This window comes from Stenotrophomonas sp. PI_27, from assembly GCF_027854495.1.
GTDB classification, from domain to species: Bacteria; Pseudomonadota; Gammaproteobacteria; order Xanthomonadales; family Xanthomonadaceae; genus Stenotrophomonas; species Stenotrophomonas pavanii.
In genome coordinates this window covers 57,689-69,646 of record NZ_JAJNOF010000018.1, presented here as the reverse complement: position 1 = coordinate 69,646, position 11,958 = coordinate 57,689, and the positions used below count along the sequence as shown (strand labels likewise).

Annotated in this window: 10 protein-coding genes; 5 read left to right on the top strand and 5 right to left on the bottom strand. The window is 64.8% G+C overall.

Annotation, left to right across the window (positions count from 1 at the left end):
* Window positions 1-350: 350 nt before the first annotated feature.
* Window positions 351-671, bottom strand: a complete 321-nt coding sequence (locus LRM18_RS18670) for a DUF6122 family protein (protein ID WP_005411369.1) — start codon at window positions 669-671, stop codon at window positions 351-353.
* A 37-nt stretch (window positions 672-708) separates the two neighbouring features.
* Entirely contained in the window at window positions 709-2,598 is a 1,890-nt protein-coding gene (speA, locus tag LRM18_RS18665; RefSeq protein ID WP_049471482.1) for an arginine decarboxylase, read from the bottom strand.
* 191 nt (window positions 2,599-2,789) lie between these two features.
* Between speA and speE the strand changes: the two genes are divergently transcribed.
* Window positions 2,790-3,644 (top strand): polyamine aminopropyltransferase, encoded by an 855-nt coding sequence (gene speE / locus LRM18_RS18660; protein ID WP_010482074.1) that lies wholly within the window; start codon window positions 2,790-2,792, stop codon window positions 3,642-3,644.
* 86 nt (window positions 3,645-3,730) lie between these two features.
* Here speE and LRM18_RS18655 read toward each other — a convergent pair whose 3' ends face one another.
* Window positions 3,731-4,636 (bottom strand): aspartyl/asparaginyl beta-hydroxylase domain-containing protein, encoded by a 906-nt coding sequence (locus LRM18_RS18655; protein WP_032954620.1) that lies wholly within the window; start codon window positions 4,634-4,636, stop codon window positions 3,731-3,733.
* Between the two features lie 436 nt (window positions 4,637-5,072).
* Between LRM18_RS18655 and LRM18_RS18650 the strand changes: the two genes are divergently transcribed.
* Window positions 5,073-5,732 (top strand): RIO1 family regulatory kinase/ATPase, encoded by a 660-nt coding sequence (locus LRM18_RS18650; RefSeq protein ID WP_057494345.1) that lies wholly within the window; start codon window positions 5,073-5,075, stop codon window positions 5,730-5,732.
* A gap of 246 nt (window positions 5,733-5,978) precedes the next feature.
* Here the strand turns inward: LRM18_RS18650 and LRM18_RS18645 are convergent, their stop codons facing one another.
* Window positions 5,979-6,317, bottom strand: a complete 339-nt coding sequence (locus tag LRM18_RS18645) for a P-II family nitrogen regulator (RefSeq protein ID WP_005411374.1) — start codon at window positions 6,315-6,317, stop codon at window positions 5,979-5,981.
* A 155-nt stretch (window positions 6,318-6,472) separates the two neighbouring features.
* Here LRM18_RS18645 and LRM18_RS18640 point away from each other — a divergent pair, with 155 nt between their 5' ends.
* The gene (locus tag LRM18_RS18640) at window positions 6,473-6,724 is read left to right on the top strand and encodes an accessory factor UbiK family protein (RefSeq protein ID WP_005419983.1); all 252 of its coding nucleotides are present in this window, start codon (window positions 6,473-6,475) and stop codon (window positions 6,722-6,724) included.
* Between the two features lie 126 nt (window positions 6,725-6,850).
* Entirely contained in the window at window positions 6,851-7,285 is a 435-nt protein-coding gene (arr, locus tag LRM18_RS18635; RefSeq protein WP_197639598.1) for an NAD(+)--rifampin ADP-ribosyltransferase, read from the top strand.
* 32 nt (window positions 7,286-7,317) lie between these two features.
* On the opposite strand, the gene LRM18_RS18630 is transcribed toward arr, so the two are convergent.
* Window positions 7,318-7,746 (bottom strand): hypothetical protein, encoded by a 429-nt coding sequence (locus LRM18_RS18630; RefSeq protein ID WP_270955253.1) that lies wholly within the window; start codon window positions 7,744-7,746, stop codon window positions 7,318-7,320.
* A gap of 357 nt (window positions 7,747-8,103) precedes the next feature.
* Between LRM18_RS18630 and LRM18_RS18625 the strand changes: the two genes are divergently transcribed.
* A complete protein-coding gene (locus LRM18_RS18625) occupies window positions 8,104-11,880 on the top strand; it encodes a hypothetical protein (RefSeq protein WP_270955252.1) in 3,777 nt (1,258 codons plus the stop codon).
* Window positions 11,881-11,958 lie beyond the last annotated feature (78 nt).

The window sequence follows — 11,958 nt, the reverse complement described above, 5'->3', positions numbered from 1 at the left end:
GCCCAGCGGAAGCCGGCCAGCGGCCGGCTCTACCAAGCGGCAATCCGACCGGTCGCCGTACCCCCGGTAGGCGTCGACATTGGCCAACCCAACGATGGGTAGTGCCGGCCGCTGGCCGGCAACCGCGTGGTCACCGGGAACGCCCTGCGGAAGCCGGCCAGCGGCCGGCTCTACCAAGCGGCAATCCGACCGGTCGCCGTACACCCGGTAGGCGTCGGCATTGGCCAACCAACGGTGGGTAGTGCCGGCCGCTGGCCGGCAACCACGTGGTCACACGGAACGCCCAGCGGAAGCCGGCCAGCGGCCGGCTCTACCGAGCGGCAATCCGACCGGTCGCCGTGCACCGAGCATCAACGGTGATGCATCCACCAGCAATCAATCGCGTCCAACACGATGTGGATGATCAAACCGATGCCGAACAACCGCGTTTTCTTCGGCACGCACAGCCCGGCATAGACCGCAATCGCCGGTGCAGTGTGCAGCGGATGGAAACCGATGCTGCAACGGTTGGGCGCGTAGATCGGATCGGCCAGCAGGTGGTCCAGATCAATGATCCAGCCCAGCAGCATCAGCAGCCACGCCGAGGCAAAGCGCTTGCGCCAGAACAGCCATGCCAGCAGGGCTGGCACGGCGGCATGCAGGAACAGGTGGAAGATCGCGCGCGCGCTCATCGGCAACGGTGGCACCGGGCGGGCCCGGTGCCATCCATCACACCAGCGGTTCGTCGGACAGGTAGGTGTATCCGGTCAGGCCGGCTTCCAGCGCGTCCGACAGTTCCTGCGCGCGTTCCGGCGACAGCTGCGCCGCAGCCACGCGCTGCGCATAGGTCGCACGCAGTTCGTCCAGGCGGTAACCCACGTAATCCAGCATCACGTCGGTGGTATCGCCGCGGCGCTGCTGGGTGATGGCGTAGCCATCGGCATCGGCCAGCACTTCCACCGCGTCGGTATCGCCGAACAGGTTGTGGATGTCGCCCAGGATTTCCTGGTAGGCGCCGACCATGAAGAAGCCGATGCGGTAGCTCTCGCCCGGCTTCATCTTGTGCAGTGGCAGCGAGCTGTCCAGGCTCTCGTTCTCGACATAGGTTTCCACCATGCCGTCCGAGTCGCAGGTCATGTCTGCGATGATGCCGCGACGGTCCGGAGCTTCGTCCAGGCGCTCGATCGGTACGATCGGGAACACCTGGTCGATCGCCCACACGTCCGGAATCGATTCGAACACGCTGAAGTTGACGAAGTACTTGTCGACCAGGCGCTCGTTCAGTTCGTCCAGCACCGGGCGATGGCTCTTCTCGTCGTAGCTCAGGCGCGCACGCACGCCGTGGGCGATGGCATAGAACAGGTCGTCGATGCGCGCACGCTGCGGCAGGTCGATCTGGCCCAGCGCGTAGCTGGCCAGGCCTTCGGCATGGAAATGCTGCGCCTCCTGGAACAGTTCCACCGCCGGGCGCACGTCCAGCTCGTCGTGGATCTCGCGCAGGTGCCGGATCGCGGCCGGCTCGTCGTCGTGCTGGTCCGGCACGCGGCCTTCCTGTGCCTCTTCCACTTCCGACACGTTGGCGATCAGCACCGCGTGGTGCGCGGTCATCGCGCGGCCGCACTCGGTGACGATGCGCGGCGGGGTCAGGCCGAACTCTTCGCAGGCATTGGCCAGCGGCTGCACGATGTTGCTGGCATAGGAATGCAGGCCGTAGTTGATCGAGCAGAAGCTGCGCGAACGGGTGCCTTCGTAATCCACGCCCAGGCCGCCGCCCACATCGACGTGGGTGATCTTCGCGCCCAGGCGCGACAGCTCCACGAAGTAGCGGGTGGCTTCGCGCATGCCGTTGGCGATGTCGCGCACGTTGGAGATCTGCGAGCCCATGTGGAAGTGCAGCAGGTTCAGGCAGTCGGCGTACTCGGTGTCACGCAGCGACTTCCACAGGTCCAGCAGCTGGCGCGGCGACAGGCCGAACTTGGCCTTGTCGCCACCGCTGTTCTGCCACTTGCCGGCGCCCAGCGAGGCCAGGCGCATGCGCACGCCCAGGCCCGGCTTCACGTCCAGCGCCTTGGACTCTTCCAGCACCAGCTTCAGCTCGGACGGCTTCTCGATGACGATGAAGGTCTGCAGGCCCAGCTTGCGGCCGATCAGGGCCAGGCGGATGTACTCGCGGTCCTTGTAACCGTTGCAGACGATCAGGCCACCCGGGCGCGACAGCGCCAGCACGGCCATCAGCTCGGGCTTGCTGCCCGCTTCCAGGCCGAAGCCTTCGCCGTGGTGGCTGGCCAGGGTGCCGGCCACGCCGCGGGTCTGGTTGACCTTGATCGGGTACACGGCGGTGTAGCCGCCGCTGTACTCCCAGTCCTGCTGGGCCTGGGCGAAGGCCGCCTGCAGCTTGCCCAGCCGCTGGCCGAGGATGTCCGGGAAGCGCACCAGCAGCGGCAGCTTGGCACCGGCCGCGCGCGCAGCGTCCACCACCTTGGGCAGCGATACCACCGGGCCGTCCGCCCCGGTCGGTCTCACCACCATGTGCCCGGCCTGATCCACGTCGAAGTAACCATCCGCCCAATGCGGGATCGAGTAGGTCTTGCGGGCTTGGTCGAGGGACCAATCGGTCATTTCAGTCGGCCTTGTTGGCAATAAAAGGGGGGGCATGATAACGCCTATATGCCCACAGGTTCGTTATCATGCGCGCCCGCGCCCGTGACAGGTTCCAACCTGAACGGGCCGATCCGTCCGGATGTGGCATCTGTGCCACGCGGCCCCGCCCGCCAGCCCGGCTCCACCCCTCCGAACAGGACCGTTTTCCCATGACTGACAGCAACAACTGGTACATCGAACACTTCGAGCGCACCGGCTCGGCCATCGGCTACCGCATCACCGGCAAGCTGGACGAGGTGCAGTCGCCGTTCCAGAAGATCGAGATCTTCCAGACCACCGACTGGGGCAACCTGATGACCATCGACGGGGCCATCATGCTGACCAGCAAGGACAATTTCTTCTACCACGAGATGATCAGCCACCCGGTGCTGTTCACCCACGCCGCGCCCAAGCGCGTGGTGATCATCGGTGGCGGCGACTGCGGCACCCTGCGCGAAGTGCTCAAGCACACCGGCGTGGAGAGCGTGACCCAGTGCGATATCGACGAGCAGGTCACCGTGATGGCGCGCAAGCACTTCCCGGAACTGTGCGACTCCAACGATGACGCCCGCGCCGAGCTGCTGTTCGATGACGGCGTGGCCTACATGGCCAACTGCCCGGCCGGCAGCGTGGACGTGGTGATCGTCGATTCGACCGACCCGGTCGGCCCCGGCGAAGGCCTGTTCAACAAGGCCTTCTACGAGAGCTGCTTCAAGGCCCTGAAGGACGACGGCATCCTGGTGCAGCAGTCCGAGTCGCCGCTGATGCAGCTGGAACTGATCAACGAAATGCGCACCGAGATGGGCAAGGCCGGCTTCGGTTCGTTCAAGACCCTGCCGTTCCCGCAGCCGTGCTACCCCACCGGCTGGTGGAGCGTGACCATGGCGCGCAAGGGCGACAGCAGCTTCGACTTCCGCCAGGCCGACTCGGCCGCCAAGACCTTCAACACCCTGTACTACACCGCCGCGCTGCACACCGGTGTGCTGGTGACCCCGCCGTTCGTGCAGGCGGCATTGAAGGGTTGATCCAAACAAAAACCCGCGCTGGCGACAGCGCGGGTTTTTTCCTGTTCCGGTAGTGCCGGCCGCTGGCCGGCAACCGCATGTAACGATCAAAGCGCCCAGATACCGGCGATCACCGCCACCACCAGGCCCCACTTGATCAGCTGGTAGGCCACCACGCTGCGCTCGCGCAGCGCCTTGGCCTTCAGGCGCACCTTGTAGACGCTGCCAAAGGCCTTGTTGACGCCGCCGGTCGGGTCACCCGGCAGGTTCGGCGATGCACCACCGGCCAGCAGCGTGGCCGCCACCGCGCGGTTGAACAGCCCCGGCAGGCCGAAGCGCAGCGGGCGGGCGATATCGCAGAACAGGATCACGCGGTCCTGCTGCGTCTCGTTGTGCGCATGGTGGATGTAGGTCTCGTCGAACATCATCCACTCGCCGTCGCGCCAGCTCTTCTTGATGCCGTCCACTTCGATGTAGCAGGCATCGTCGTTGGGCGTGCTCAGGCCCAGATGCAGGCGCAGCGAGCCGGCGAACGGGTCGCGGTGCGGGCGCAGCTCGCTGCCCGGTGGCAGCTGCGCGAACATCGCCGCACGCACGTCCGGGATCGACTCGATCAGCGCCGTGGTCTTCGGGCACAGCGTCTTCGCCGACGGATGCGACGGGCCGTACCACTTCAGGTAGAAGCGCTTCCAGCCACGACGGAAGAACGAATTGAAGCCGGCATCGTTGAACGTGCTGGAAGCAGCAATCTTCTGCGCGTCGCGCAGCGCCAGCGCCTCGTCGCGGATCATCTGCCAGTTCTGGCGCAGCGGCTCCAGCTGCGGGAACTCCTTGCCCGGGTCCAGGAACGGCGTGGTCGGCACCTTCGAGAACATGTACATGACCACGTTGATCGGGGCCATGAAACTGGAATGGTCCAGCAGCTGGCGCGACCAGCGCGCGCGGACCTTGCCACGGAAGTGGATGTACAGCACGCAGGCCACGAACAGCGCTGCAATGACGATTTTGATGATCAAAGCACTTTCCTCCAGCCGCGGCCGGAACGGGAAACGGGGCGATGCACGGCCTGGCGGCCAGCACCGATGGGGAACGCGGCAGGGGACGGGGACGTGCCGGAGGGGGGCGGCCGCCGATGTCGCGGGTTAACAGCTTATGGTCGGCAGGGCGTGCGCCGGGGTCAAGCCGGACGTGCGTGGCGTTCAGCGCGCCGCCGATGAATGGGCTGGAAGTGCGCCCAACTCATTGACCCAGCGGGGCAAACCTTATAAGTGAGACAGAATTGTCCGATTCTGCGTGACGAACTGTTCCAGCCACGACCCCGACATTTCTCTGACAAATCGTGGAATAGCGAACTGGCGAGTACTAAAATTAACGAAAACTTAGTAACTCCCTGTAACACCGGTTCGCTTGACGCATTGCGCCACCCACCGGGTCGTCCGAGACCCCGACATGTATCTTCCTGCCCTGCCCCCCTCCTCCTGCGCCGATGGTGCCACCTCCCCGCTGCTGCTCAAGCGCGGCGAGCGTTTCCTGGCCCCCGACGTCTACCGCACCTGCCTGGACGGGCGCGAGGCGGTCATCAAGGACTATTCCCGCTACCGCGGCACTCCCGTTTCCCTGATCGCGCGGCTGATGGTGCGCCGTGAAGCACGCATGCTGCAGCGCCTCGGCGGCTGGAAGCATGCCCCCGCGCTGCTCGGCACCCTCGGTGGCCTGGCGCTGGGCATGGAGTTCATCCCCGGCCAGACCCTGAGCACCGCGCAGGCCGTCGGCAATGACGTGTTCGAGCAGCTGCAGCACGCGCTCAGCCGCCTGCACGCCGCCGGCATCACCCACAACGACCTGCACGGCACCAACGTGGTGGTCAGCGGTGGCGTACCGGTGCTGCTGGACTTCACCTCGGCCTGGCGCGCGCCTCGCTGGCTGCGCCGCAATCCACTGAGCCGGCAGATGCGCCGCAGCGACATGAAGAACCTGCTGAAGATCCGCCAGCGCGTGACCGGCCAGGCGCCAAGTGCCGCGCAGGCCGCACTGGTGGCCGACCCGGGCTGGGTCGCCGCGGTGCGGCAGGGCTGGAAGCGGTTCTATAAGTGGGCCAAGCGCCGGTAAGCGCCGCGTCTTTCGGGCGCGATTGATCGCGCGATGGGATGGGGCAACGTCGTTGGGGCTGGACGCCCCGACGGGGATGATGCTTCGGCGGCAGCGTGCGCCCGACCAGGTAGAGTCGACTGTTAGTCGACTGCTCTTCGTTCCGAAGCCGGAAAACCCCGCGCTACGCGCGCAAGTCGACTAACAGTCGACTCTACCTCGTCGCATTTCGGCATCCCTGTCGTGTGCCGGCAGCCCGCGGCGCGCTTACAACGCGTCCGCGTCCAACTCGCCGGTACGGATACGCACCACGCTGCCCAGGTCGTACACGAACACCTTGCCGTCACCAATCTTGCCGGTGCCGGCGGCCTTCACGATGGCCTCAACCACCGCCTCTACCTGGTCATCGGTCACCGCCACTTCCAGCTTCACCTTCGGCAGGAAATCGACCACATACTCCGCGCCGCGGTACAGCTCGGTATGGCCCTTCTGGCGACCAAAGCCCTTCACTTCCGTCACCGTGATCCCGGTAACCCCACGCTCGGCCAGCGCTTCGCGCACGTCGTCGAGCTTGAACGGCTTGATCACCGCCATGACCATCTTCATCGTCTATCTCCTGTCTTCCGGCGTGGAGGATAGCGCCTGAACGCGGCCCGTGCGAAGCCGCTGCCGCCTGTCCGGGCAGTGGGTGCCGGCAGTATCCTTGTGCCCGAATGGCCTGCCCGCGCCGGATGCACGGGCCCACCCCCACGGAGCACCCCATGATCGACCTGAATCAAATCGATGACCTCGCCCGTCGCCTCAGCGACCTGGTGCCGCCGGGCCTGCGCGAATCGCGCGAGGAACTGCAGGCCACCTTCAAGAGCGCGCTGCAGGCCGGCCTGGCCAAGCTGGACCTGGTCACCCGCGAGGAGTTCGAAGTGCAGCGCGCCGTGCTGCTGAAGACCCGCCAGAAGCTGGATGCACTGGAAACTGCCGTGCGCGAGCTGGAAGGGCGCGGCGCCGCAGAATGAAAAAAGGAGGCGCACTGCGCCTCCCGTTTACAGATTATTTCCCGGATGGGCCCTTGCAGCAAGGCCCACCGGACGCCCTAGACTCGCCGGCCTGTCGATCCGGCAGCACAGAGAGGGGCAGCAGCCATGGCGCAGGACACCGATTGGACACCCGTTTCGCATGACACCTGCGACCAAGTCGCCGGGCCGTTCTATCACGGCACCCGCGCTGATCTGGCGGTGGGCGAGCTGCTGAGCGCGGGCTTCCGCTCCAACTATCGCGACAGCGTGGTGATGAACCACGTCTACTTCACCACGATTGCCAAGGGCGCCGGGCTGGCTGCGGAGATGGCCCGGGGTGAGGGGCGACCGCGCGTGTATGTGGTGGAGCCGACCGGGCCGTTTGAGGACGACCCGAACGTGACCAACAAGAAGTTTCCCGGGAACCCGACGCGGTCGTATCGGAGTGCGCAGCCGTTGCGGGTGGTTGGGGAGATTGTGGAGTGGGAGCTCTACGACGCGGAGTTCGTGCGGCAGTTGAAGGCGTTTGTTGCTTCGGGGAGTGGCGAGATCATCAACTGAAGAAGTGGAAGATCGGCACGGCCACGTAGCCCTCATTTGCAGGGCGAGCTACCCGGTAGCTCGCCCTTCAGCCGTCGCATCGTGGAGTCGAGGGCTCCAAGGAACGACGCATCGCCGTCCGTCACAAGCGTGCGCGCGCGCACCAGCATCACTTCAGCCCAGTGGCAATTTTCGGTCCCGCGCAACGAGATGAGATGGGAAGCGAGGCGCTGCATCGCTGCGGGGTCTCCTCTCGAAACGCCCTCTTCCATCCACTGCCTGTACAGCGCTGCATTGCCTATCTCGCGATAGTGATTCTCGACCAGCGCCTGAGCGTAACTGTCACCGGCTCGGGCCCTGGCTTCCATCTGCGCGGCGGACTCGGGGCCGTAGCTTCCGCTTCTGCTCCCTGCGATCACATCGCTGGCGGTGCCACCGGGTTTGGTGCAAGCCAGAAGGCATAGCGCCATGCTCGTGAACAAGACCAGTCTCACACAAGCGTTCATCCCGCATCCCCGCATTTTGGGCCGCTCCCCTGATACGGCGTGATCCTAGGTCGGCCGAGTTCAGCCATCAAGCCGGCGCATGACCGGACCCACGCATAGGATCAGGAGCCTCTCCAGATCCACGTTCAAGCCACACGGGCAAGTCTGCTACGGGTCACTGGCCGGCCACTGATCCACTGGAGATGCCCTGCGCGAGCCAGTGTCCGCTCCCGGCCAATAACTGACATATGGGACAACTGGCAGTTCGTCGCGGCCGTGGCGGGCCAACTATCACTTGACCGCTCTTTGTTCTCCCGCATGCTCTTCTATACTTGATGAAAGGGGGGAAGAACGATGTTCGAAATTACTGGCGCACAGGTCGCCGACCTCAATGACGCCGATCTGCGGACACTCGTCGCACGTCTTGCTTTGGCAGAGTTGCGGGCGCAGGGTTGCCCCAGTTCGTCGGTGACCGCTGGCGGCAATCAGGATGCGGCCGATGGCGGGCTTGATGTCCGGGTCGAGTGCCCGTCCGCACTGCTGATGCCGGATTTCGTACCGAGCCAGCACACAGGGTTTCAGGTAAAGAAGCCCGACATGCCGGCGAGCGCAATCCGAAATGAGATGCGTCCTGGCGGCGTACTACGGCCGGTCATCGCCGAACTCGCTGCTCGCTCGGGCGCCTACATCATCGTCAGCGCGCAAGGGTCGGTCGCAGACAAGCCGCTGAGCGATCGTCGCGATGCGATCCGGGCGCAGCTCAACGATCTGCCTGAGGCCGGGCAGTTGCATAGCGACTTCTACGATCGCGACCGGCTGGCTACATGGGTCAATCACTATCCCGGGATTGTCGCCTGGGTCCGCATGCGGCTCGGCATCGGTATGTCGGGCTGGAGCAGCATCGGCGATTGGTGCGGCGTCGGCGTGAGCGAGGAGACGCCCTATCTCTTCAACGACAAGGCTTGCCTAACTGATGAGCGAACGAGCGACCGCGAGCAACTCACCATCGGCGAGGGTCTCGCCCGGCTTCGCGTCTCTCTGACCCAAGCTCGCCAATGTATCCGGTTGATCGGCTTGTCCGGTCTCGGAAAGACTCGTCTCGTGCAGGCACTGTTCGAGGATGGTGTCGGCGAGGCGCCGCTGGACCCGGGGCTTGCCGTCTATACCGACTATTCGGTCGAGACTGACCCGGCCGCCCGGGACATGGCGCGCCAGCTAGTTATCGCACGGCAACGAGCGATCCTGATCGTCGATAACTGCAATCCGGCGACGCACAGCGAACTTGCCCGCATCTGTTCGGAAGCGGGGAGCCAGGTCAGCCTCCTCACGGTCGAATATGATGTTCGCGACGATGAGCCCGAGCGTACCGAGGTCTTTCGCCTGCAATCAGCATCGCCCGAAATGGTGGAGCTGTGGCTGGAAAAGACCTTCCCAAATGTGACGCAGGTGGACCGGCGCACGATATCGGAGTTCAGCGACGGCAATTTCCGCGTGGCGCGCGCCCTCGCCGAAACCCTCGGGAAAGGCGAGACCCTGGGGAAGCTCAAGAGCCGTGACCTCTTCGAGCGGATTTTTCACCAGCGCAACGAGCCCGACCGGGATCTCCTTTCCGCTGCCGAAGACCTTGCGCTGCTCTATTCGATCGAAGGCGAAGACACGTCGGAAAGCGGCGAACTTGCGCGGATTGCTGCTATTCGCGGCGCTTCAGTGGCGACGATATATGCGGCGCTGAACACGCTTCGTCAGCGCGGGATCGCGCAGCTGCGCGGACGGTGGCGCGCGATCCTGCCGCACGCGATCGCCAACCCGCTCGCCGGGCTCGCCCTCGAACGCATGCCCCCTGCCGATTTCGATCGCTTCTGCGCGTCGCTCACGGGGCGGATGCAGAAGTCCCTTTCGCGCCGCCTCGGCTATCTGCACGACAGCGCCGAGGCACGGGCCGCGGTCGAGCGCTGGCTCGGTGCCGACGGTCTTCTTGGCGATCTCACGGCGTTGGGCGAAGACGGCCTCCAGATCATCACGAATATCGCTCCGGTCGCGCCCGATGCCGTGCTCGCAAGGATCGAGCGAGACGTGGCCGGGCCGCGCGGCGCCGAGACACTCGATCCACAGTCGAGAGACCGATGGCAGTGGATACGGTTGATCAAGCTCCTCGCTTACGATCCACCGCTATTCGACCGCGCGGCGACATTGCTTGCCCGGTTCCTTTCCGCCGAACCGCCCAATCACAACAACAACTCGGCGTCGGACATGTTCGCCGAGCTGTTTCACCTGTACCTGTCCGGCACCAAGGCTTTGCCGGACCAGCGGCGATCGCTTGTGCGCCGGTTCGCGCAATCTGGTGATCCGGCTTTGATGCGCTGCGCCGGCGTCGCCCTCGATGCGCTGCTGAACGCGCACAATTTCAGTTCATCCAGCGACTTCGACTTCGGCGCCCGGTCACGCGACTATGGCTGGCACCCGCCGACCCATGGCGACATCTGGGCCTGGTATAACGGCGCGGTCGACTTGGCGGTCGAGCTTTCGCCAATCATCGAAAATGCCCGGGACCACCTTGCCCATAGCGTAAGGGGGCTGTGGCATTTCGGCGCCTGTCACGATGCGCTCGAACGGGCAGCGACCCACTTCTCTTCCGAGCGGCCCTGGATCGAGGGGTGGATCGGTTTCCGCACAGCGCTGCGTTTCGAGGGCGACGCTATGCCAGATGAGGTGCGCGCGAGTCTCATCGCGCTCATCGACCGCCTGAAACCCACCGATCTTCTCCATCAGGCCCGTGCGGTGGTACTGGGGCGCAGCAGTTTCGGCTGGGATGTCGCTGACGGTGATGTCGACGACGGCGATGTCATGAAGCCGTACGAGCGCGCCTCCCAGCTCGCGAAGGAGATCGGAACCGCGCTCGCGCACGACCCGGAGACGCGCGCTGCCTTCATCGCCGAACTGCTCGTCGAACAACATGCGCAGCGCGCCTACGAGTGCGGCATCGGTCTGTCGGATGGCGCCGCCGATCTTGATGCGATGTGGCGAGAACTGCTGGGCCTCTTTTCTGCCGCCGATGTAGACAGCCGGAATGCGACGGTGCTGGGCGGGTTCATCCATGGCGCACACGCCAGGGATTCGGCCTTCGCAGACGCCGCGCTGGAGGATGTGATCGAGAATCCCGATCTCGCCGCGAGCTTGCCCTATCTTCAGGGGCGTGTTGGTATCGATACCCAGGGCATTGCGCGGCTTCGGCGTGCTATTGAGCGTGGCGTCCTGTCGGCGCGGACTTTTCACAGCATCGCCAATGGCAGCGTCTGCGAGTCTCCACCCGACGCGCTTGGCCCGCTGCTCACCGACATCGCCAGTCTCGCCGACGGCGTGGAGATCGCGCTCGATATTCTTCACATGCACTTCTACCGCGATCGGGAGGAGGGCCGACAACGCGCTCCATCCTTGATTGCCGTCGGCCGTGAGCTGCTGCTGCGCGCCGACTTCGGGAAGAAACAGGCGCATCGCGATCTCGGGCTGCATACCGTCATTCGGGTCTGCTGCGCCGGACCTGATGGCGCGGCGACGCTGCGCGAGATCTGCGCGCGGGTCCGGGCCGGGCTGGAGACCGTCTATCTCTCGTCCTACGATCTTGGTTATGTCTTGAAGGCGCTCTTCGAAACGCATCCCCTCATCGCTCTCGACGAATTCCTGCTTCCCGAGCTCCGGCCGAGGAATCGAGGACTGTTTGAGCGGGACTTCGGGTCTGGCACGCCGGTGGAAGATGTCGATGCCGAGACCCTTGTTCAGTGGGCGAATATCTATCCGGATCGGCGCTATCCGCTGCTTGGCAAAAGCATCTCCATGTTCAAGCGGCGGCAGGGCGAAGAGGAGAATGGTGTCTCCACGCTTTTCCTGGAAATATTGGGCCACGCGCGAGACAAGCGGGCGTTTCTCGGTGATATCTGGTCGCGGTTGCATCCGCGCAGCTGGAGTGGCTCGCTCGCCGATATCCTTGTTCGGCGTCGCGCAGTTATCACAACGCTGGGTGACAATATCGGAGGCGAGGTTCGGCAATGGGTCACCGACATGCTGCCCGAACTGGAACGCTGGATCGAACATGAGAGCAAGCGCGATCGGGAAGGCGAGCAGAGTTTCGAATAGACGCTGATCCGAGCGTCCTCAGTGGGGCTCTGACGCCGATCGCGGCTCTCGCGGAGTCTTGGGCCGGACCCGCCGCCC